At 69.3% G+C, this 22,454-nt stretch carries 18 protein-coding genes and 1 pseudogene; 13 read left to right on the top strand and 6 right to left on the bottom strand.

Annotated features, from left to right (window positions below; all coding sequences use genetic code 11):
* Positions 1 to 54: 54 nt before the first annotated feature.
* From GDIA_RS01145 to uraH, 9 genes and pseudogenes are all read left to right on the top strand, one after another.
* Entirely contained in the window at positions 55 to 1,509 is a 1,455-nt protein-coding gene (locus GDIA_RS01145; protein ID WP_012225691.1) for a SidA/IucD/PvdA family monooxygenase, read from the top strand.
* A gap of 63 nt (positions 1,510 to 1,572) precedes the next feature.
* Entirely contained in the window at positions 1,573 to 1,794 is a 222-nt protein-coding gene (locus GDIA_RS01140) for a DUF4089 domain-containing protein (RefSeq protein ID WP_012225689.1), read from the top strand.
* On the top strand, positions 1,791 to 3,155 hold the full coding sequence (locus GDIA_RS01135; RefSeq protein ID WP_012553018.1) for an AtzE family amidohydrolase: 1,365 nt from the start codon (positions 1,791 to 1,793) through the stop codon (positions 3,153 to 3,155). Before GDIA_RS01140 ends, GDIA_RS01135 begins: the two co-directional genes overlap by 4 nt.
* A gap of 3 nt (positions 3,156 to 3,158) precedes the next feature.
* Positions 3,159 to 4,751, top strand: coding sequence for a gamma-glutamyltransferase family protein (locus GDIA_RS01130; protein ID WP_012553017.1), 1,593 nt, complete (start codon positions 3,159 to 3,161; stop codon positions 4,749 to 4,751).
* Positions 4,745 to 6,034 (top strand): allantoate amidohydrolase, encoded by a 1,290-nt coding sequence (locus GDIA_RS01125; RefSeq protein WP_012553016.1) that lies wholly within the window; start codon positions 4,745 to 4,747, stop codon positions 6,032 to 6,034. Before GDIA_RS01130 ends, GDIA_RS01125 begins: the two co-directional genes overlap by 7 nt.
* A gap of 23 nt (positions 6,035 to 6,057) precedes the next feature.
* Positions 6,058 to 7,305 carry a pyridoxal-phosphate-dependent aminotransferase family protein gene (locus GDIA_RS01120; protein ID WP_012553015.1) on the top strand — a complete coding sequence of 416 codons (1,248 nt, stop codon included), beginning with the start codon at positions 6,058 to 6,060 and terminating at the stop codon, positions 7,303 to 7,305.
* Entirely contained in the window at positions 7,302 to 8,207 is a 906-nt protein-coding gene (gene puuE / locus GDIA_RS01115; protein WP_012553014.1) for an allantoinase PuuE, read from the top strand. The genes GDIA_RS01120 and puuE overlap by 4 nt, the downstream gene beginning before the upstream one ends.
* An 11-nt stretch (positions 8,208 to 8,218) precedes the next feature.
* Positions 8,219 to 8,728: pseudogene (gene uraD / locus GDIA_RS19610) on the top strand (2-oxo-4-hydroxy-4-carboxy-5-ureidoimidazoline decarboxylase); the annotation flags it as partial.
* 3 nt (positions 8,729 to 8,731) lie between these two features.
* Positions 8,732 to 9,082, top strand: coding sequence for a hydroxyisourate hydrolase (gene uraH, locus GDIA_RS19605; protein ID WP_244455150.1), 351 nt, complete (start codon positions 8,732 to 8,734; stop codon positions 9,080 to 9,082).
* 41 nt (positions 9,083 to 9,123) lie between these two features.
* Here uraH and GDIA_RS01105 read toward each other — a convergent pair whose 3' ends face one another.
* From GDIA_RS01105 to GDIA_RS01090, 4 genes are all read right to left on the bottom strand, one after another.
* A complete protein-coding gene (locus tag GDIA_RS01105) occupies positions 9,124 to 10,152 on the bottom strand; it encodes an isocitrate/isopropylmalate dehydrogenase family protein (protein WP_012225675.1) in 1,029 nt (342 codons plus the stop codon).
* A 239-nt stretch (positions 10,153 to 10,391) separates the two neighbouring features.
* Positions 10,392 to 12,182 (bottom strand): aminopeptidase P family protein, encoded by a 1,791-nt coding sequence (locus GDIA_RS01100; protein ID WP_012553012.1) that lies wholly within the window; start codon positions 12,180 to 12,182, stop codon positions 10,392 to 10,394.
* Complete coding sequence (locus GDIA_RS01095; protein ID WP_012225671.1) at positions 12,179 to 13,084, bottom strand: 50S ribosomal protein L11 methyltransferase; 906 nt, start codon at positions 13,082 to 13,084, stop codon at positions 12,179 to 12,181. The genes GDIA_RS01100 and GDIA_RS01095 overlap by 4 nt, the downstream gene beginning before the upstream one ends.
* Positions 13,081 to 15,363 carry an ATP-dependent helicase gene (locus GDIA_RS01090; RefSeq protein WP_012553011.1) on the bottom strand — a complete coding sequence of 761 codons (2,283 nt, stop codon included), beginning with the start codon at positions 15,361 to 15,363 and terminating at the stop codon, positions 13,081 to 13,083. The genes GDIA_RS01095 and GDIA_RS01090 overlap by 4 nt, the downstream gene beginning before the upstream one ends.
* 47 nt (positions 15,364 to 15,410) lie before the next feature.
* Here GDIA_RS01090 and GDIA_RS01085 point away from each other — a divergent pair, with 47 nt between their 5' ends.
* On the top strand, positions 15,411 to 16,145 hold the full coding sequence (locus GDIA_RS01085) for a JAB domain-containing protein (RefSeq protein WP_012553010.1): 735 nt from the start codon (positions 15,411 to 15,413) through the stop codon (positions 16,143 to 16,145).
* Between the two features lie 8 nt (positions 16,146 to 16,153).
* Here GDIA_RS01085 and GDIA_RS01080 read toward each other — a convergent pair whose 3' ends face one another.
* The gene (locus tag GDIA_RS01080; protein WP_012553009.1) at positions 16,154 to 16,861 is read right to left on the bottom strand and encodes an HAD hydrolase-like protein; all 708 of its coding nucleotides are present in this window, start codon (positions 16,859 to 16,861) and stop codon (positions 16,154 to 16,156) included.
* Between the two features lie 107 nt (positions 16,862 to 16,968).
* Here GDIA_RS01080 and GDIA_RS01075 point away from each other — a divergent pair, with 107 nt between their 5' ends.
* The 3 genes from GDIA_RS01075 to GDIA_RS19595 are packed head-to-tail and all read left to right on the top strand — an operon-like array spanning position 16,969 to position 18,439.
* Positions 16,969 to 17,634, top strand: a complete 666-nt coding sequence (locus GDIA_RS01075) for a JAB domain-containing protein (protein WP_012225665.1) — start codon at positions 16,969 to 16,971, stop codon at positions 17,632 to 17,634.
* A gap of 10 nt (positions 17,635 to 17,644) precedes the next feature.
* Entirely contained in the window at positions 17,645 to 18,046 is a 402-nt protein-coding gene (gene surE / locus GDIA_RS19600) for a 5'/3'-nucleotidase SurE (RefSeq protein WP_244410160.1), read from the top strand.
* Between the two features lie 21 nt (positions 18,047 to 18,067).
* Positions 18,068 to 18,439 carry a SurE domain-containing protein gene (locus tag GDIA_RS19595; protein WP_231854086.1) on the top strand — a complete coding sequence of 124 codons (372 nt, stop codon included), beginning with the start codon at positions 18,068 to 18,070 and terminating at the stop codon, positions 18,437 to 18,439.
* A gap of 13 nt (positions 18,440 to 18,452) precedes the next feature.
* Here the strand turns inward: GDIA_RS19595 and GDIA_RS19765 are convergent, their stop codons facing one another.
* On the bottom strand, positions 18,453 to 22,418 hold the full coding sequence (locus GDIA_RS19765) for an autotransporter outer membrane beta-barrel domain-containing protein (protein WP_280110222.1): 3,966 nt from the start codon (positions 22,416 to 22,418) through the stop codon (positions 18,453 to 18,455).
* Positions 22,419 to 22,454: the final 36 nt, after the last annotated feature.

The following is a 22,454-nucleotide window of genomic DNA, read 5'->3' as shown; positions in this document are numbered from 1 at the left end:
TCCGCCCGGCACGTGGCATGCCTACCGGATCAATATCGACAGAAGGAGCCGAGGATGGCCGCCGACAGCAGTGCTCTTCCATCAGAAGAGGGGCTTGCGGCGCTGACCGCCGCGGTCCGACGCGACCTGGCCGTTATCGGCTACCCCCGTCACGACTGGACGCCGAATTTTTCGCGCAACGGTGAACCGGTGCTGGACGTCGCCATCATCGGCGCCGGGCAGGGCGGACTGGCCACCGCGTTCGCCCTGCAGCGCGGCAATATCACGAATGTCCGTATCTTCGATCGCGCGGCGCGCGGCGGCGAGGGGCCGTGGATCACCTATGCCCGCATGATCACCCTGCGGACGCCGAAATACGTCACCGGTCCCGACCTGGGCATTCCCAACCTGACGCCCCGCGCGTGGTACGAAGCCACCTACGGCGTGCAGGCGTGGGAAGACCTGGACAAGATTCCCCGCGGCGACTGGCAGGCCTATCTGGACTGGTATCGCGACACGCTGGGCCTGCCGGTCGAAAACGACCGGTCGTTCGAGCATGTGGAATGGGTGGACGGCCTGCTGCGCCTGACCTTCCGTGACGCGGCCGGGCGGGAATATCATCATCTGGCCCGCAAGCTGGTCCTGGCGACCGGCATCGAAGGCAACGGCGCGTGGAACGTCCCGGCCTTCATCCGCGAGAACCTGCCGCGCGAGCGCTTCGCCCACACGTCCGAAGACATCGATTTCGCGGCTCTGCGCGGCAAGCGGATCGGCGTGCTGGGGGCCGGGGCCTCGGCCTTCGACAACGCCGCGACCGCCTTGGAACAGGGCGCGGCGTCGGTCGCGCTGTGCCTGCGGCGGCGCGTCATTCCGTCGGTCAACCCGTACCGCTGGATGGAAAACACGGGTTTCCTGGCCCATTTCCCGTCGCTGCCGGATACGCTGCGCTGGCAGTTCATGCGCCATATCTACGAACTGAACCAGCCACCGCCGCAGGATACGTTCTGGCGCTGCCGCCGGCATCCGACCTTCTCGTACCATACCGGATGCGGCTGGACCGGGGCGGAGATGGATGGCGACGAAGTCGTCGTCCGCACCCCGGATGGCGAGAAGCGATTCGATTTCGTCATCATCGGCACCGGCTTCGCCACCGACCTGAACCTGCGTCCGGAACTGGCCTCCTTCGCCGGGTCGGTCGCCCTGTGGCGCGACCGCTTCACCCCGCCGGACGGCGAGGAAAGCGCGCTGCTGGGGGCCCATGCCTATCTGGGCGACGCCTATCAGTTCCAGCCCCGCGATCCGCGCGATCCGCTGGCGACGATGCTGGCGAACATCCATAATTTCACCTTCGGCGCGACGCCCAGCATGGGCCTGTCGGGAGCTTCGATCAGCGGCATGCGATTCGGCGTGGAGCGGCTGGCGCGCGGCCTGGGGCGCGACCTGTTCGTGGCCGACGGCGCCTGGCACCTGGACAATCTGCTCAGTTATGTAACGCCGGAACTGGTCAGCCTCGATCCTCCGGATGCATGATCCGTTGCAGGCCCTGCCGCACGCCATACGATGCGGCAGGGACCACGGAACGAGGACAAGTCGATGACCGACAACCAAGGCGATGCCCCCCCCAAGAGTGCACCTGACACGATACCGGATGCGGCGCTCGTCGCCGCCACGGCGCGCGAGGTCGGCCTGACCATCGCCGACGTCTGCATGCCGGGCGTGCTGGCCAACCGGGCCCTGCTGCGGCGCTATGCCGACCTGGTCCATGGCTTCGCGCTGCCGGACACGTGCGAACCCGCTTTCGAATACCGCCCATGAGCGCGCCCGTTGCGGCCGGTCCGGCCGATGCGCTGGCCATCGCGGCCGAAATCCGCCAGGGGCGGCGCAATGCCGTATCCTTCGTCACCGCCGCCATCGCGGCGATCGAGGTCCGTGACACGCGGGTCAACAGCGTAACCCGCATCTTCGGCCCCCGCGCGGTGGCCGAGGCCGAGAAGATCGACCGCCGCATCGCGGCCGGCGAAGACCCCGGCCCGCTGGCCGGCGTGCCCTTCGGCGTCAAGGACCTGTTCGATGTCGAGGGCGAGGTCACGACCGCAGGGTCCGTCGTCCTGCGCGAGGCGCGTCCGGCGGTGCAGGACGCCACCGTGATCGCGCGGCTGCGCGCGGCGGGGGCCATCCCGCTGGCCAGCCTGAACATGGACGAATTCGCCTACGGCTTCGCCACCGACAACGCGCATTACGGCATCACCCGCAACCCGCATGATCCGGCGCGGCTGGCCGGCGGGTCGTCGGGCGGGTCCGCCGCCGCCGTGGCGGCCGGCTTCCTGCCGTTCACCCTGGGGTCGGACACCAACGGGTCGATCCGCGTTCCGGCGTCGCTGTGCGGCGTGTGGGGGCTGAAGCCCACCTTCGGCACCGTCCCGCGAGAAGGGGCGTATCCCTTCGCCGCCAGCCTGGACGTGGTGGGACCGTTCGCGGGTACGCTGGCCGACCTGCGCGTGGTCCATGAAGCGATGAATGGCGCCCCGATGCCGGCCGTGCCGGTCCTGTCCGACCTGCGGGTGGCGCGGTTGGGCGGCTGGTTCGCCGAAAACGTGTCCGCCCCGCTGGCGGCGGCCATCGACGCCGTGGCGGGCCATCTGGGCCATGTTCCGGTGGTGGAACTGCCGGAGGTCGCGCGGGCGCGTGCGGCGTCGTTCCTGATCACGGCGGCGGAAGGCGGCATGCTGCACCTGCCGCGCCTGCGCCGCCGCGCCCTGCAATACGACCCGGCGACGCGCGACCGGCTGATCGCGGGCGCCCTGCTGCCCGCCGCGACGGTCCTGCAGGCCCATCGCTTCCGTGCGTGGTTCCGCGAACAGATCCACGCCGCGTTCCGCACGGCCGATGTGCTGATCGCCCCCGCCACGGTCGGCGAGGCCCCGCTGATCGACCAGCCGACCATCGTCGTGGACGGGCAGGCCGTTTCCGCCCGCACCAACCTGGGCCTGTATACCCAGCCGCTCAGCCTGGCCGGGGTGCCGATCCTCAGCGTTCCGCTGCTGGGCACCGGGGGTTTGCCGCTCGGCCTGCAATTGATCGCAGCCCCGGGGGGCGAGCCCGCGTTGTTTGCCGTGGCCGCGGCGCTGGAAGCCGCCGGCGTGGCCGGGAAGGTTCCGCTTCCGAAGGGACGATAGACCATGCTGCATACGCCACGTTCGCAGCGCGGGATGGTGACGTCCCCGCATCATCTGGCCAGCCAGGCCGGACTGGACGTGCTGCGCGACGGCGGCACGGCAATCGAGGCGGTGGTTGCGACCGCCGCCGCCCTGGCCGTCGTCTATCCCCACATGACCGGGATCGGCGGCGACGGGTTCTGGCTGGTCCTGTGGCCCGACGGCCGGACCGAGACGATCGACGCCTGCGGCGCGGCGGCCCGGCGCGCCGACCTGGATTTCTATCGCGCGGCGGGTCGGGACGCGATTCCGTGGCGCGGCCCGCTGGCCGCGAACACGGTCGCGGGCACGATCTCCGGCTGGGACCTCGCCCTGTCCTGGAGCCACGCGCAGCAGCCGGGGCTGAGCCTGCACCGGCTGCTGCGCGATGCCATCTATTACGCCGAACAGGGCGTGCCGGTGACCGAGGGCGGGGCCGCCCTGACCCAGGCGAAAATGGACGAACTGGCCGGCATTCCGGGCTTTCGCGATGTCTTCCTGCCGGGGGGGCGTGCGCCCCGGGCGGGTGACATGCTGCATAACCCGGCGCTGTCCCAGACCCTTCGCCGGCTGGCCTCGGACGGGCTGGATTCCTTCTATCGCGGCGCCCTGGCCCGCGACATGGCCCAGGACCTGCGCGTGCTGGGCAGCCCGCTGGACCTGGCCGACCTGAACACCCACCAGGCCCGCGCCCGGCCGCCGCTGCATGTCGATGTCACGGGCGCGCGCCTGTTCAACATGGCCCCGCCGACCCAGGGGGTCGCGTCGCTGCTGATCCTGGCCATCTTCGACCGGCTGCGCGCGGACCAGCCGGACGGGTTCGATCACGTCCACGGGCTGGTCGAAGCCACCAAGCAGGCCTTCCGCTATCGCGACGCCCATGTCGGCGATCCCGCCTTCATGTCCGTGGACGCGCAGGCGGTGCTGGACGACACGCTGGCGCTGGACGGCATGGCGCTGGCGATCGACCCGGCCCGGGCGGCGCCCTGGCCCCATCCGTCGCAGGCCGGCGATACGGTGTGGATGGGGGCGGTGGATGCCGACGGCGTGGCCGTCAGCATGATCCAGAGCGTCTATTTCGAATACGGGTCGGGCGTGGTCCTGCCGCGCACCGGGGTACTGTGGCAGAATCGCGGCGCCAGCTTCCGCCTGGCGGAAGATGGCTGGAACGCGCTGCGCCCGGGGCGCAAGCCGTTCCATACGCTGAACCCCGCCGCCGCCCGGTTCGATGACGGGCGCACCATGGTCTACGGCACCATGGGCGGCGAGGGCCAGCCCCAGACCCAGGCCGCGCTGTTCACCCGCTATGCCCGCTACGGCATCGGGTTGCAGCAGGCGGTGACCGCCCCGCGCTGGCTGCTGGGCCGCACCTGGGGCGAGGACAGCACCACCCTGAAATACGAGGACCGCTTCGCGCCGGAAGTCATCGCCCGGCTGGGCGAAGCCGGGCATGTGCTGGAGGCCATGCCGGCCTTTACCTCCACCATGGGCCACGCGGGCGCGCTGGTGCTGCACCCGTCCGGCCTGATCGAGGGCGCGACGGACCCGCGCAGCGACGGCATGGTGGCGGCATGGTAATTCCCCCGATGCGGGAGACGGCCTCCGGCATCCGCGCGGTCGTGCGGTGCGACGAACTGGGCACGGCCCCGTATTCGGACGACCCGGCGGGGCTTTTCCGCCCCTATCTGGGGGCGGGGCACGCCGCGACGCTGGACCGGATCGCGGCCTGGATGACCGAGGCCGGCATGACGGCGCGGATCGACGCCGCCGGCAATATCCTCGGCCGGTATGAAGGCCAATCACCCGACGCGCCGGCGCTGATGATCGGGTCGCATGTCGACAGCGTGCGCGATGCCGGCCGCTATGACGGCATGCTGGGCGTCATGCTGGGGATCGAGGCCGTCGCCTGGTTCGCCGAACGCCGCCGCCGCTTTCCCTTCGCGATCGAGGTGATCGGCTTCGGGGACGAGGAAGGATCGCGCTTTCCCGTCTCGATGCTGGCCACCCGCGCCGTTGCCGGCACGCTGGCGGGCCAGGACCTGGACCTGCTGGATGCGGACGGTACCAGCCTGGCCACGGCGCTGGAGATTTTCGGCCTGGACGTGGCACGACTGGACCATGCCGCGCGGCCGCGCGAGGACGTGCTGGCCTATGTCGAGGCCCATATCGAGCAGGGCCCGGTGCTGGAGGCCGAGGATCGCGCGCTGGGCGTCGTCAGCGCCATTGCGGCGCAGTTCCGCTTTCGCGCCACGGTGTGCGGGGTGGCGGGGCATGCCGGCACCATGGCCATGCGGCTGCGCCGTGACGCGCTGGCGGCGGCGGCCGAGATGGTGCTGGCCATCGAACGGATTGGCGGCGCCGGCACGGACGACCTGGTGGCGACGGTGGGCCGGATGGAGGTCCGTCCCGGCGTACCCAACGTGGTGCCCGGCGCGGTCGAATTCAGCATCGATATCCGTGCCGGGACCGGCGCGGTGCGCGACCGGGCGGCGGAGGCGGTCCGCGCGGCGCTGGCCGGGATCGCCGGGGCCCGGCAGGTGACGCTGGACCTGGAATTGCAGCAGGACCTGAAGGCGACGCCGTGCGATCCCGGCCTGACCCGCCTGATGGAACAGGCGGTGCAGCACGCCATGGGCATCGCGCCGCGCACCCTGGTCAGCGGGGCCGGGCACGATGCGATGGTGATGGCCGGGCTGGCGCCGATGTCCATGCTGTTCATCCGCTGCGCCGGCGGTATCAGCCATAACCCGGCCGAGGCCGTCCGGGTCGAGGATGCCGATCTGGCCCTGCGGGCGATGACGGATTTTATCGAACGGTTCGATGCCCGGGCAGCGGCTTCGGCACAACAGGGTACGCAGTGAAGACAATGGAGGATACGGGGACGATGTTCGGGCAGATCGATCCGCCGCAGCGGCTGCTGATGGGGCCGGGGCCGGTGAATGTGCATCCGCGCGTGCTGCGCGCGATGACGGCGGACATGCTGGGCCAGTTCGACCCGGAGATGACGGGGTACATGAACCAGACGATGGCGCTGTACCGCCAGGTGTTCATGACCGAAAACCGCTGGACCTTCCTGGTCGACGGCACGGCGCGGGCGGGGATCGAGGCCGCCCTGGTCTCGCTGGTCGAGCCGGGGGCGCGGCTGCTGATCCTGCGGGCGGGCCGGTTCGGGCTGCTGCTGTCGGAAATCGCGCAGCGCATCGGCGCCGAGATCCGCACCATCGACATCCCGTGGGGCGAGGTCGCGACCCCGGAGCAGATCGAGGCCGCGATCATCGAACACCGGCCGCAGGTCTTCGCCACCATCCACGGCGATACCTCGACCACCATGGCCCAGCCGCTGGACGGCGTGGGGGCGATCTGCCGGCGGCACGGCGTGCTGTCCTATGTCGATGCCACGGCGACGCTGGGCGGTATGGCGGTGGCGACCGACGCCTGGGGCGTGGATGTGGTGACGGGCGGATTGCAGAAATGCATGGGCGGTCCGCCGGGCTCGGCCCCCATCACCATCTCGGACCGGGCGGCGGCGCATATCATGGCCCGCCGGCATGTCGAGGCCGGGATCAGGGGCGCCGATGCCCAGGATGGCAGCCGGACGCGGATCGGATCGAACTATTTCGACCTGGCCATGATCATGGAATACTGGTCCGAGAAGCGGCTGAACCACCACACCGAAGCGACCTCCATGCTCTATGCGGCGCGCGAGGCGGCGCGGATCATGGTGGAAGAGGGGCTGGAGGCGCGCTTCGCCCGGCATCGCGCCGCGAGTGAGGCCATGGCCGCCGGATTGCGGGCGATGGGCCTGACGCTGTACGGCCAGGATGCGTACCGCATGGCCAACGTCACCGGCGTGTTCATCCCCGACGGCGTGGATGGTGAGCGCGCCCGCACCCGCATGCGCGACGAATTCGAGATCGAGATCGGCACCGCCTTCGGCCCGCTGGCGGGCCGGATCTGGCGCATCGGCGCCATGGGCTACAACGCCATGAAGCACAAGGTCCTGATCACCCTGGGCGCGCTGGAAGCCGTGCTGGCCGCCGAAGGCCACGCCCTGCCGCGCGGGGCCGGCGTGGATGCCGCCCGCGCGTCCTACGAGGCCATGCCCGGGGCCGCACCCGGGGCCGCGTCATGACGGACCCGTATCCCCGCGACCTGGTCGGCTATGCCGGCCATCCGCCCGATCCGCGCTGGCCGGGGCAGGCCCGGGTCGCCGTGCAGTTCGTCATCAATTACGAGGAAGGGGGCGAAAATTCGGTCCTGCATGGCGATGCGGGGTCCGAGGCCTTCCTGTCCGAGATGATCGGTGCCCGGTCCGTCCCCGGCGCGCGCGCCATGGCCATGGAAAGCCTGTACGAATACGGGTCGCGCGCCGGTTTCTGGCGCCTGCACCGGCTGTTCACCGAGCGGTCGCTGCCCGTGACGGTCTTCGGGGTGGCGGCGGCGATGGCGCGCAATCCCGACGCGGTGGCGGCCATGCTGGGGGCCGGGTGGGACATCGCCACCCACGGCCTGCGCTGGATCGATTACCAGGACATCCCCGAGGATGTGGAGCGCGCCCATATCCGCGACTGCATCGCGCTGCATACCGCCCTGACCGGATCGCGGCCGGTGGGGTGGTACCAGGGGCGCACCAGCCCGAACACCGCCCGCCTGGTCGCCGAGGAAGGGGGCTTCGCCTACGATGCCGATTCCTATGCCGACGACCTGCCCTATTACGACCGCAGGTACGGGCGACCGCAATTGATCGTCCCCTATACGCTGGACGCGAACGACATGCGCTTCGTCGCCCTGAACGGCTTTACCGAGGGCGAGCAGTTCTTCCGCTACCTGCGCGACACGTTCGATGCGCTGTACGAGGAAGGGGAATCGGCGCCCAAAATGATGTCGGTCGGCCTGCATTGCCGTGTCGCCGGCCGCCCCGGACGGGCGCGGGCGGTGGCGCGCTTCCTGGACCATGTCATGGCGCATGATCGCGTCTGGGTCGCCACCCGGCTGGATATCGCCCGCCATTGGCTGGAGGTTCACCCCGCATGACCATCGGCATCATGGACCGGGTCAACCGGCTGGACCCGGCGGATTTCGTCGCCCTGTTCGGCGCGCTGTACGAACATTCGCCCTGGGTCGCGGCACGGGCGGCGTCCCTGCGGCCTTTTCCGGACCCGGACGCGATGCTGGCGGCCATGAACCAGGTGCTGGATCGGGCCACCGACGCCGAGAAGCTGGCGCTGGTGCGCGCGCATCCCGAACTGGCGCGGCGGGCCGGGGTGGACCCGACCCTGACACAGGCCTCGGCCGCCGAGCAGGCATCCGCCGGGCTGGACCGTCTGTCGCCCGAGGAATACGCCCGGTTCAACCGCCTGAACGACGCCTACGCCGCGCGCTTCGCCATGCCGTTCGTGATCTGCGTGCGGTTGTCGGACAAGGATTTCATCCTGTCCGAGATGGAACGCCGCGTCGTCCACACGCCGGAGCAGGAGGTGCGGACCGCGATCGTGGAAATCGGCAAGATCGCCAGGCTGCGCCTGGCCGACGCCCTGGCGCGGCTGGAAAAGGAAGCCGTGATCACCCTGTCCAGCCATGTGCTGGACCTGGTCTCCGGCCGGCCGGCCGCCGGGATGGACATCACGTTGTGGTCGGGCGCCACACGCCTGTTCAGCGGGCGAACCAACGGGGATGGGCGTTGTCCGGACCTGGCCGGGATCGGTGCCCTGGCACCGGGCGCCTATCGTCTGGAATTCGGGGTTGCGGCGTATTTCCGGGGGCAGGGCGTGGCGCTGAGCGACCCGCCGTTCCTGGATATCGTGCCGATCGCCTTCGGCATCGCCCCGCCTGTGGACGGGAAGGGCGGGCACTATCATGTGCCGCTGCTGGTCTCCCCGTACGGGTTTTCGACCTATCGGGGAAGCTGAGAGAGGTTGCCGGCCCGGGAAAACCGGGCCGGCAATCCGGGTCAGACCAGCTTCTGCTTCAGCGCCGCGGTCAGTTCGCGCGTGCCGGCGGTGCCGCCCAGGTCGCGGGTGCGGACCGTGCCCTCGGTGATGACGGACTGGATCGCGCTTTCGATCCGGGTGGCCAGATCCGCGCGGCCGACATGCTTCAGCATCATGTTGGCGGCCATCAGCAGTGCCAGCGGGTTGGCGACGTTCTTGCCGGCGATGTCGGGCGCCGAGCCGTGAACGGCCTCGAACACCGCTGCCTTCTCGCCGATATTGGCGCCCGGGGCCAGGCCCAGGCCGCCGACCAGGCCGGCCGTCAGGTCGGACAGGATGTCGCCGAACAGGTTCGTGGTGACGATCACGTCGAACTGCCACGGGTCGATGACCAGCTGCATGGCGCACGCATCGACGATGCGCTCGTTGCACTCGACGCGGCCTTCATATTCCTTGGCGACCTTGCGGCCTTCTTCCAGGAACAGGCCGGTCAGCAGCTTCAGGATGTTGGCCTTGTGGACCAGCGTCACCTTCTTGCGGTTGTTCTTGACCGCGTATTCGAAGGCGAAGCGGACGATGCGGTTGCATTCGGCGCGCGAGTTGTAGCCGGCGCCGGTCGCGATCCCGTGCGGGTCGTCGCCCACCGGGATGTAGCTTTCCATGGCGGCGTAGTAGCCTTCCAGGTTCTCGCGCACCAGGACCAGGTCGATCTTGTCGAAGCGGCCGCCGGGGACGATCGTGTGCGTCGGACGAAGATTGGCGAACAGGCCGAACTCCTGCCGCAGCGTGACGTTGATCGACTTGAAGCCGCCGCCGACCGGCGTGGTCAGCGGGCCCTTCAGGGCCAGTCCGGTGCGATGGATGCTGGCGATCGTCTGCGGCGGCAGCGGATTGCCGGTGGCGTCGACCGCCGCCATGCCCGCGAGCTGGTTGTCCCAGTCGAACGGCGCGCCGACGGCCGCCAGGATCTCGGTCACGGATTCCGTGATTTCGGGGCCGATCCCATCGCCGGGGATCAGGGTAGCCGGAATGGTCTTTTCAGCGGACATTGTCGAACGTCTCCCTCTGTGCAGTCTGACAGGTCCGGGCCACGGACGATCCGTTCGCGAGGCGGAACCGCCATGCCGGAACCCGTATGGTCCCAGTGTCCCGCCAACGCATTCTTACGGGATATCCCGGATCGGCAGGCCACGTGACATAGTGACTAGGCCCGTGGCCGACGGGTGACAATTCCACTCCCCGCCGCCTCGGGTGCTTTCCCGGTCACATTATCCGGCGCTATCCCGCGCTATTCCGCGCCGATCGGGGCACATGCGGCATGCAGCCATGCCGTGGGTGCAGCCTCCAGATGCGGGGCAAGCGTTTCACAAACCCGTGCATGGTACGCATCGATCCATGCGGTTTCCTCCGCCGTCAGCAGGGACGCGTCGATCAGCCGCCGGTCGAACGGCGCCAGCGTCAGCGTCTCGAACTCCAGGAACGACCGGTTGGGCTCGGCCGGTGCCGGGCGGGCCAGCAGCAGGTTTTCCAGCCGGATGCCGAAGGCGCCGGGCCGGTAATATCCGGGCTCGTCGGACAGGATCATGCCGGCCTCGACCGCGACGGGCCGATAGACGGGCGAAATCGAACACGGTCCCTCATGGACCGACAGATAGCTGCCGATGCCGTGGCCGGTTCCATGGTCGTAATCCATTCCCGCCTGCCACAGCGCATAGCGCGCCAGCCCGTCCAGCGCGTGCCCGGTGGTGCCCACCGGAAAGCGGGCCCGCGCCAGGGCGATATGCCCCTTCAGCACGCGGGTGAAGGCGTGGCGCACATCCTCCGGCCCTCGGCCGGCGCCGGTCCAGATCGTGCGCGTGACGTCGGTGGTGCCGAACGGATACTGCCCGCCGCTGTCGATCAGATAGACCTCGTCCGTCCCGATCGTCCGGCTGCTTTCGGGGGTCACGCGATAATGGATGACCGCGCCGTTGGGGCCGGCCCCGGAAATCGCGGGAAAGCTTTCCTCGCGATAGTCCGGGCACAGGGCGCGGAACGCGTCCAGCCGGTTCGCGGCGTCCAGTTCTCCCGGCCTTATGCTATCCGGGCCCACGCCCTCGGTATCCATCCAGTGCAGGAAACGGCAGAGCGCGATCCCGTCCAGCAGATGCGCCCGCCGTGCGCCGTCCTGCTCGACATCGTTCTTCCGGGCGCGGGGCAGCACGCACGGGTCGCCGCCGCGCGCCACCGTCGCCCCGGCCGCCTCCAGCGTCTGGATGAACCATATGGCGGTCCCGACCGGATCGACGCGCACCCGCCGTCCGGCCAACGCCGCCAGTGCCGCCTCCAGCCCCGCCGGCTCCACGATCGTCACCTCGGGGCCCAGCCACGCCGCCGTATCCTGCGGCAGGCGCGCGGGGTCGATGAACAGGTCCACCCGCGCATCGTCATGCAGGATGGCGAAGGCCAGGCAGACGGGGGTGTATTGAACGTCATGGCCCCTGACGTTCAGCAACCAGGCAATGGCGGTGGGGTCGCCCAGCACGGCGGCATCCTGGCCGTCCGCCTTCAGGATGGCGGCCATCCGTGCCCGCTTGGCGGCGCTGTCCTCGCCCGCGAAGGCCAGGGGCTGCGGCATGCAGGCCGTGGCGGGTGCCGCCGGCCGGTCGGTCCAGATGCGGTCCACCGGGTTGGCCGCCATCGGCACCATGGTCAGCCCGCAATCGAGGAAGGGCTGCAACCCGGCCTCGCCGACCAGCCGGGGATCGTAGCCGATCCGCTGGCCCGCCCCGGCATGGGATGCCAGCCAGCGGGCCGGCGGCGTGTCGCGCAGATGCAGGCGCGACCAGGCCGCGCCGTCCACCTGCTGGTCCATCTGGGTGACATAGCGGCCGTCGGAAAACACCGCCGCCGGCCCGTCGCGCAGCACCACGGCCATGCCGGCGCTGCCGGTGAACCCGGTCAGCCAGGCCAGGCGTTCGGCACAGGGTGCGACATATTCCCCCAGATGCTCGTCACCGCGCAGCAGGATGAAACCATCCACGTCCATCTGCCCCAGCACGGTCCGCAGGGCAGGGAGGCGGGAAGCGATCGCCGTCATGTCGTCGTCCTCTTGCGCAGCACCAGGGTCGTCCAGTCGCCTTCGGTCAGGCGCCGTTCCAGTACCAGGCCCTGGCGCCGGTGGGCGGCCAGTACCATCCCGGCCTGGCTGTTCAGCAACCCGGCCAGGATCGCGGTGCCGCCAGGCGCCAGGTTCAGGGCCAGGTCCCGCGCCATCATGCAGAGCGGGCGGGCCAGGATGTTGGCGAAGACCAGGTCGAACGGCGCATACCGCTTCAGCCCGGGCGTGCGCCAGCCATTGCCCAGCCGCGCGGTGACCAGTCCGGACAGGCCGTTCAGGGCCGCGTTCTGCGCAGTAGTGCGCACCGACCAGGGTTCGATATCGACTGCCAGTACCGGGCGGTGCAGCAGCGCCGCCGCCGCCATGGCCAGGATTCCCGACCCGCAGCCCATGTCCAGGATGCGCTGCGGGCGGCGATGCGCCACGCTTTCCAGCGCCCGCAGGCAGCCCCGGGTCGATCCATGTTCGCCCGATCCGAACGCCATCCCGGCATCCAGCGTGATGGCGATGCGGCGTGACGCGGCAGGGGCGTCCAGATGCGTGCCGCGCACGACGAAGCGCCGCCCGACCGTCTGTTCGGGAAACGAATCATAGGTCCGGGCCAGCCAGCCCTCGGCCTCGGTCCGCACGCGTTCCAGTTCCGCCGCGTGGCCGGTCACGGTCGCGGCCAGTGCCAGCGCACCCGTCAGTTCGCTGTCGCCGTAGCCGACATCGCGTACGCCTTCGACCCGCCACAGGATCTGGCTGTCATCCAGTTCGAAAATGCCGATGGTGGTGCAGACGACCGACAGCGCGTCCTCGTACGCCATCACGGCCTCGGCCGGGACGGTGACGGCAATGGTTTCCAGTTCCGTCGCATGCCGACGGGTCAGAGATGTCATGGGATCTTCTCGACAAATGTATCCAGGACCCGTTTCGGGCCGGCTTTCTCGAACGCGACTTCCAGCCGGTTGCCCTCGACGGACGATATGGTTCCGTATCCGAATTTCTGGTGGAAGACCCGCGTTCCCACCGCCATCGCGGCAGTCGGGCCCTTTTCCCCCACATCGGTCACGCGCGGCCGCCGCGCCATGACCGGGAAGGCGGTGGAAGAGAGGGGCGCATGGCCGAACGTCCGCGACCGTGCCTGCGCCGCGCCCCCCGTGGTGGTGACGTGCTCGGCCGGCAGTTCCTCGATGAACCGGCTGGGGATCGCCGATTGCCAGTTGCCGTAGATGCGCCGGCTGGCGGCGTGGCTGATCACGGCCCGGTGCCGCGCCCGGGTAATGCCGACATAGGCCAGGCGCCGCTCCTCCTCCAGCCCCTTCAGGCCGCCCTCGTCCAGGGTGCGCTGGGACGGGAAGACCCCTTCCTCCCATCCCGGCAGGAAGACGGTGTCGAATTCCAGGCCCTTCGCGCCGTGCAGGGTCATGATGCTCAGGCGCTCGGCGCCGGCATTCTCCTCGTTTTCCATGACCAGCGCGACGTGTTCCAGGAAGCCGCCCAGGCTTTCGAAGTCCGCCAGGGCCCGCACCAGTTCCTTCAGGTTGTCCAGCCGTCCGGGCGCCTCGGGCGAGGTATCGGCCTTCCACATGTCGATATAGCCGCTTTCTTCCAGCAGCGTTTCGACCACCACCACATGCCCCTCGCGCGGCAGGGCCTCGCGTCCGCGCGCCAGGCAGGCCATCAGCGCGGTCATCTGCTCGCGCGCGCGGCCCTTCAGCGCGCCCCGCGCGATCAGGTCCATCACGGCGGCGGCCAGAGGCATCTGGCCCTCGCGCGCGGCAACATGGAATTTCTGCATCGCGGCCGCGCCGATGCCGCGCCGGGGCACGTTGATGATCCGCTCGAACGCCAGGTCGTCCGCCGGCTGGTTCAGCACCCGCATATAGGCCATGGCGTCGCGGATTTCCGACCGCTCGTAGAATCGCAGCCCGCCGACGACGCGATAGGGCAGGCCCAGGGTGATCAGCCGTTCCTCGAACGCGCGGGTCTGGAATCCGGCCCGCACCAGGATCGCGATTTCCGCCAGGGAATGCCCCCCGGCGCGCAGCCGCTCGACCTCCTCGCCCACCAGGCGGGCCTCGTCGTCCGAATCCCAGACCGACGCCACGCGCACCTTCTCGCCCGATGCGTCCTCGCGTCCCGGGCGCAGGGTCTTGCCCAGCCGCCCGTCATTATGCGCGATCAGGCCGGACGCCGCCCCCAGGATCTGGGCGGTGGAACGGTAATTGCGTTCCAGCCGCACGACGGCGGCGCCGGGGAAGTCCCGTTCGAAGCGCAGGATATTCTCGACCTCCGCCCCGCGCCAGGAATAGATCGACTGGTCGTCGTCGCCCACGCAGCAGATATTGGCGGGCTGGCCCTCGCGCTGGGCCAGCAGGCGCAGCCACAGATACTGGATCGTGTTCGTGTCCTGGTATTCGTCCACCAGGATATAGCGGAACAGCCGGTGATACTGGGCCAGCACGTCGGGCCGGGTCCGCAGGATCTCGGTCACGTGCAGCATCAGGTCGCCGAAATCGCAGGCGTTCAACTGGACCAGCCGCGCCTGGTAGGCGGCATAGATCGGGCGGCACTGCCCGCCGGCGAAGTCGCAATCCTCGGCCGGGGTCACGCGTTCGGGCGTCAGGCCCCGGTCCTTCCAGCGCTGGATGACGCCCAGGATACCCTGCGGCGGCCAGCGCTTGGTGTCGATGCGCAAGGGTTCGATCACCTGCTTCAGCAGGCGGAGCTGGTCGTCGGTGTCCAGGATGGTGAAGCCGCTGCCCAGGCCCACATATTCGGCGTGGCGGCGCAGCATGCGCGCGCACAGGGCATGGAACGTGCCCAGCCACAATCCCTCGACCGGCTCGCCCAGCAGGGCGCCGATCCGCTCGCGCATTTCACGCGCCGCCTTGTTGGTGAAGGTCACCGCCAGGATCTGGTATGGCCGCGCCCGGCCCGACAGCAGAATATGGGCGAAGCGGGTGGTCAGGACGCGCGTCTTGCCGGTGCCGGCGCCGGCCAGGACCAGCAACGGACCGTCGGTCGTCTCGATCGCCGCCCGCTGTTCGGGATTGAGCCGCTGAAGGTAGTCGGGACGATCAGCGGCGGGACGCTCGGGGAAGGGGGCTGGGGTCTGGGTCACGATTTCCGTATAGGGCGTCCGGAGATTATGACCAAGCTTATGCGCGCGCATTCGCGCGGGCAGGCGGGTCTGTGGCCAGGCGTGAAAGAGAGGATGGAATGACACGGACGGGCGGGGATGGGGGGAAAGCCCCCCGACAGAGTGCCCCGTTCAAGGAGACCGGCCCCACCGGGCACCGCGCCCGGATGCGCGCGCGCGTGCTGGCATCGGGCGCCGGGTCGCTGGCCGATTACGAAATTATTGAAATGCTGCTGTTTTCCGGCGTGCCGCGCCGCGATACCAAGCCGATGGCCAAGGCGCTGCTGAACCGGTTCGGCAGCCTGGGCGCCCTGCTGTCGGCGCCGGCCGATGCCCTGCGCGCGGCGGGCCTGTCGGACCGGGTGGCGCTGCCGCTGATGCTGCCGGCCAGCGTGGCCGAGCGTCTGTCGCGCCCCGACCCGCTGACGCGCACGCCCATGCGCGACTGGGATGCCGTGCTGGCCTATTGCGACACGGTCCTGACCGGCGCACCGCCCGGCCAGTTGCGGATTCTCTTCCTCGACAGCAGCAACCACATCATCGCCGACGAAGCCCTGGACGCCGCGCTGGATACGGGGGAACTGGACCTGGTGCAGCGCCATATCCTGCTGCGCGCGCTCGACCTGCACGCCACCGCCTTCGTCGGCATCCGCATCGCCCCGGTCTGGCCGCCCCCCGCGACGCTGGTCGAGCGTGATGCCGTGCTGATGCAGGCTATTTCCTACCATGCGCAGAACCTGTCCCTGACGGTGCAGGACCACCTGATCCTACACCATGGCCAGTGGCTCAGCCTGCGGCAGCAGCGGCGGCTATAGGATGGCCGTCATTCCGCAGCGGGGTGCAGGTGCGCCGCCGCAAGCTGGCTGCGGATCGCGGCCAGAAGCTCGCCGGGATCGGCCACCAGGGCATCCGCCCCGGCCTCGGTCAGTTCTTCCTCGCCGCCATAGCCCCAAAGCGCGCCCAGCGCCCGGACATGATTCGCATGCGCCCCGCTGATGTCGTAGCGACGGTCGCCGACCATGACGGCGCGGCCGGTCGCAATTGCGTGCTCGCGCAGCAACTGCCCGATCAGTTCCGGTTTTTCCGCCCCGCTGTCATCGGGCCGCGCGCCGTACAGGGCGGTGAAATATTTCGTCAGCCCGCGCAGATCCAGGATCGCGCGCGCCAGATGCACCGGCTTGGACGTCGCCAGGAACAGCCGCGCGCCGGATGCCGCCACCGTTTCGATGACATCCTGCATGCCGGCGAACACGGCACTGCGATGCATGCCGTGGCGTTCGTAGTGATAGCGATAGAGTCGGACAGCCTCTTCGGCCCGGTCGTCGCCATAATGTTGCAAGACCCGGGCGACCAGATCGTGCAGCGGGGGGCCGACCACCCAGGTCAGGTCTTCCTCGGGATCGGGTTCATGCCCAAGATCGCGCAACGAATCGTGCAGGGAGCCGATAATTCCGGCACGGGAATCGACGATCGTGCCATCGAGATCAAGAAGAACCGCATCGTGACGGTTCAAGGACGACAGGACATTCATACCGGCGATAATCCTTTAGGCTCCATGAGTATTCTATATACGCACGCAATCGAGCCGTTGCGACCGTCACCCGAGGCATCCGGCCCTGTACCAGGCGGGACCTGCCGATGAACCTGCCCCCCACGGACCGTGCGGGCGCCCCTGGCGGCTCCCCACACGACGCTGCGGACGATACCGCGCTGCTGGCCTCGATTCTGGCCCTGGCCCTGCCGCCCGGTGCCGATCCGGCGGATGCCGCCCGTGCGTTGCTGGCGCGTTTCGGCACCATCGGCGCGGTCTTCGCCGCCGACCCGGCGGAACTGGCCTCGGCCGTCGCGGGACGGTTGCAAATCCGCGTGATCGTCCCGCTGCTGCGCGAAGCCGCGATCCGCCTGATGCGCGCCCGCATCAGGCAGGGCGACCTGCTGTCCTGCCACGATGCGCTGATGGCCTATCTGCAGGCGTCGCTGGCGCGGGACACGGTCGAACAGTTCCGCGTCCTGTTCCTGGACCGTGGCACGCGGCTGATCGCCGATGAGGTCCTGGCCCAGGGCACGATCGACCAGACCCCGGTCTACCCGCGCGAGGTCATGCGCCGCGCCATTCAGTTGAAGGCCAGCGAACTGATCCTGGTCCACAACCACCCCGGCTGGAACCCGACCCCGTCGCGCGAGGATATCGCCATGACCCGCCGACTGGCGCAGATCGCCACCGTGCTGGGCCTGACGGTCCGCGATCACGTGATCGTCGGAAACGGCGCTTCGATCAGCTTCCGCCAAGCGGGCCTGCTTTAAAGGATGTGACATGACCGGAACGAACTTCGCTGCCAAACGCATTCTGCTGACCAACGACGATGGAATCGACGTGCCGGGCCTGCAGGTCCTGGAACAGGTCGCGGCCACGCTGGCGCCGGAGGTCTGGGTGGTCGCCCCCGAACACGACCAGAGCGGTACGTCGCACGCGCTGAGCCTGCACGACCCGCTGCGGATCAGCGAAAAGGGGGTGCGGCGTTATGCGGTGCTGGGAACGCCGGGCGATTGCGTCGTCATGGGCGTTTGGCACCTCATGGCCGGGCAGGGGCCGGACCTGATCCTGTCCGGGGTCAATCGCGGTGCCAACCTGGGGATCGAGACCGTCTTTTCCGGCACCGTGGGGGCGGCCATGACGGGAATGTTGCTGGGGATTCCCTCGATCGCGCTCAGCTAGGCGTTTACCGCCGGCCAACCGGTGCGCTGGGACACCGCGCGCACGCTGGCCGCCGGGGTGATCCGCCGCATGCTGCCGCTGGACTGGGCCACCGGCGCCTGCCTGAACGTCAATTTTCCCGATTGCCCGGCCGGCCAGGCCGGCGCGCCGATCCTGACCAGCCAGGGGACGGGCCTGCTGGACGGGGCTGATATCCTGCCGCGCACCGACCCGCGCAACGGGCAGGATCACTGGCTGACCCTGACGCGATCCCCCAGGGCGGACGAGGCCGGCACCGAAACGGCGGCCCTCGCCGCCGGCCACATCGCGGTCACGCCCCTGCGGTTCGAACGCACCGACGATGCCGTCCTGGCGCGCATGCGCGCCAGGTGGGACTCCGCCCCCAGGCCCTGAACGGGCGGTGGGATCAGAACGTGACCTTGACGTTACCGGTCAGGCCGCTGTCGGTGGAGTGGTCGCCATACTGCCCGACATAGGAGAGGCCGACATTCAGCCTGTCGGTCAGCTTCGCCTGCAGCCCCGCCTTCAGCACCGCCGCGTCGGTGGACAGCGGCACGCCCGCGACGTCGAACGCGTTGCCGCCGGCCAGGAACGCCTCGCGCGTGGTCGGCGTGGTCAGGCCGAAGGCGTGGCGATAGCCCAGCGTCGCATTGGGCGTCAGCGCGACGCCGCCCACCCGGACCGTGCCGGCGAACCGCGCCCCGAAGGTCGAGTAGGTGACGCCGGTATCCATGGCCCGGCCGGCCAGCGCCGCCGGGCCGCCATGCTCAATGTAGCCGTTGGTGTGCAGGTTGACATAGGCGACGTTCGCGAAGGGCTCGATCATCGCCGGGCCGGCATCGAGGCGATAGCCCAGGTCGCCGAAGGCCTGCGCGGTGCCGCCGTCATAGTCGGTGTTCAGCCGGTTGGAGAACCCGGTGAACCCGACATTGCGGGTGGTGGACAGCATGTTCCAGCTATAGGTCGCCCCCGTGCGCAGGGCCAGGCGGCCCCAGTGGGTGCCGGCATACAGGCCCAGGCTGACATTGCTGCTGTGCCCGTACGAGGACACCGCCCCGCTGTCGAACGAGGAATGGCCGTAGCCGACCAGGCCGCCGACCTGCCAGCCCAGCACCGGCGCATCCGCGCCCAGCACGAAGCCGCCGACCGAATGGCCCATCCCGGCGGCATTGCCGTTGCCGCCATTATGCCCGAACGAGCCGTAATCCTGCATCCACACCGATGCCCGGTCCGGCTGGCAGGCGCCGTCGGTGGGCTTTCCTCCGGCGGCGGTTTTCATGCCGCTGGCGGCACCCGGCGCGCACTCCACGCCGCGCAGCCGTTCGACCGCGGCGTCGCGCACGTAATAGCTGTCCTGGACCAACGCGGTGCGCGCCGAGGCGTGGAGTTCACCCGACAGGCTGTTCAACGCGTGCCGCGCCGTGGCCGCGTCGGTCTGCACCAGCGCGTCATACAGGGCACCGCTGGTCGTGCCGGACAGCCCGTTGCCGGCCGCGACCTCGTTGCGCGTGGTGGCGACGCCCGCGAAATCCAGCGTGTTGCGCCTCAGGCTCAGGAACACGTCGTCGGAATCATAGGCCAGGGTCGGTGTCAGGAAGGCCAGATTCGTCAGCACGCCGGCAAACTGTCCGGTTACCCCGCCGCCCGCCGTCAGGATGGTGTAGCGCGTGGTCGTCCAGTTTCCCGCACCCGCCGTGACCGCGACCGTGCCGCCCTGCAGCGTGGCGGCACCGGTGACCGCCACATGTCCCAGCGCCGCCGCCGGCGTCACGTCCACCTGATAGGTCGAGCCCGCTGCCATGGTCAGGTTGCCGTTCACATGCAGCGTACCCACGCCGGCATCACCCGGCGCCAGCGTGCCGGAGACGGTGGTGGTGCCGATGGTGCCGGCGCCCGCCAGCGTGCCCGCCGTATCCACAGTCACCGGACTGGCGATCGCGCCGTCGACCTGCAGCGTGCCGGCCGCGACTTCGGTGCCGCCGCTATAGGTGCTGTTGCCCGCGAGCACCAGCGTGCCGGCCCCGGTCTTGACCAGGTCCCCCGGCGTTGCGCCGTCGCTGATCGTGCCGGCCAGGGTGTCGGTGCCGCTGTCGATCTCGACCGTCGGGTCGCCGTTCAGGACGATCGCATTGCCCAGCGTCAGGCCATTCGTTCCGAAGGCCAGCGCCGTGCCCTGTGCCATGTCCAGCACCCCGGTTCCCAGGGCCGTATTGCTTCCCACCGTCAGGGTGCCGGCCTCGATCGTCGTGCCACCGCTGTAGGTGTTGGCACCGGTCAGCGTCTCGTTACCCCCCGCAATGGTCAGGCCGCCGGTTCCCTGGATGGTGCCGCTGAAACGATCGGCGGCGTTGGTCAGGGTCAGGATGCCGGCAAGATTGGCGGTGCCGGTACCGGCCAGCGAGGCGGCGGCGGCGCTGCCCCCGATGGTCAGGATTCCATTGTCGGTAAAGGTGCCCGCGAGCGATATGCCGGCGGCGCCGTTATCAAACTGGAGCGTTGCACCGTTGTTGATCTGCATCGACGCGGCGATGGAGACGGCATTCGTCGATCCGGTCAGCGTCCATACCGCCGAATCGGTCACAAGAAACCTGTCGAATCCGGAATATTGAACGGTTCCGGTCCAGGATGTCGGCGTTGTCGTGACGATCTGCGACAGGTTGAACGTGCCGTTGGCCGTGCCGCCCAATTCCAGGGTGTCGCCCCCATTCGTGGTGCCACTGGTGCTGACGACATTGCCGGTAAAGCCATACCCACTTTCCAGTTTCAGCGTGTTGCCGCCACCGCTGAGGTCAACGGCATCGGCCTGCACACCGGCAGCGGAGACACCGCCGCTGATCTGGCCGGAGGTGACGATCGTCGATCCCCCCGTGCTGGTCACGCCGACCCCGCCGCTTCCATCGATGCCCTTGCCGTCGCCGTCGCCACTGCCGCCATCGCCGCCCGTTATGGTACCCGTATTGGTCAGGGTGAAGCCGCTGCCGGTGACGCCGCCGCCGCCATGACCACCATTGCCGTTGCTGTTATGGCTATCCTGGCCATAGCTGTCATTGCCGCCGTCGCCGCCGTCGCCGCCGTCGCCGCCGTCGCCGCCGTTGCCGCCCGTTATGGCGCCGGAATTGGCCAGGGTGAAGCTGCTGCCGGCAACGCCGCTTCCGCCGTTGCCACCGTTGCCGCTGTCGAAGTCAAAGCCGCTGCTGCCATTGCCGCCTGTTACGGTGGCGGTGTTGGTCAGGCTGAAACCGCTGCCGGTAACGCCGGTTCCGCCGTTGCCGCCAGTGGGGGTAGGGGTGAAATAATTGCCATTGCCGCCCGTTATGGTGCCGGAATTGGTCAGGGTGAAGCCGCTGCCGGCAACGCCGCTTCCACCGCTTCCGCCGCCGAGGCCGCCTGCTATCGTGCCCGAGTTGGTGAGGGTGAAGCCGGAGCCCGCAACGCCGGTGCCACCAAGGCTGCCGTTGTAGCCATTGCCGCCTGTCACGTTGCCGGAGTTCGACAGGTTGAAGTTTGTACCGCCGACACCGTTGCCGCCGCTGCCGCCGGTGTAGCCGTATCCACCGCCGCCACCGGCTATGGTACCGGCGTTGGTCAGGGTGAAGTTGCTACCGGCAACGCCGGTTCCGCCGCCGCCGCCGCCGCCAATGCCCGTGGTGTTGACGCCGAATCCGGCGTACTCGCCGCCGAAGCCGCCCCGAATGGCCGCACCGGCATTATTGATCAACGTAACCGAACCAGAACCAGAGCCCGAGGCGTAGACGCCCGCGCCGCCACCGCCGCCGCCGCCGCTGTTCATGACCGGCGCGCCATTGCCGCCATTGCCGCCATAAGCACCGGAAACAGAGGAATTGTTGGTCCAGCTACCCGCCGTCACCGTCGTGCCGACGCCCCCGCCAGCACCCCCGCCAGCGCTCCCGTTACTGACGCTGCCGTCGAGGCCGCCACCGCCGCCGGCGCCATTGCCCTGATTGCCGATCTGGCCGCCCGCGCCGCCGCCACCACCACCGCCGAAGCCGGTCCCGCCATAGCCGGCGGAAGAACCACCGACGCTGCCCCCCGCGGCATTATTTCCAGAAGAAGATCCCCCCGTACCGCCGCCGACACCGGTGCCCGTGCCGCCGGCGCCTGACGTTCCGTCCGCACCACCGGCATTGAAGTTCGAAGCGCCCGTCAGGGGAGAGGTCACGACCACGGTCTGGGCCGACGCCTGATGGGGCAGGGCCAGCCGGAGGGCGCAGAGGATGGCCAGGCTGGAGACCGAGACACGCAACCGGGCGCTGGCGCCATGCGTGTGGCGCCCTGTTCGTGGCGTGGTGGCACGACGGATGAGCGCGAGAAACGATTCTGGTTCGGAAGAGGCTTGCTGGATAACGGTCATGGGTGTGGTGACGGTCTTTCTGAGGGTTGCGACCAG

The sequence above is a fragment of the Gluconacetobacter diazotrophicus PA1 5 genome, from assembly GCF_000021325.1.
Classification (GTDB): domain Bacteria; phylum Pseudomonadota; class Alphaproteobacteria; order Acetobacterales; family Acetobacteraceae; genus Gluconacetobacter; species Gluconacetobacter diazotrophicus.
Note: the sequence above shows the minus strand (reverse complement) of the source record. Positions and strands in the feature narration are given on the sequence as shown.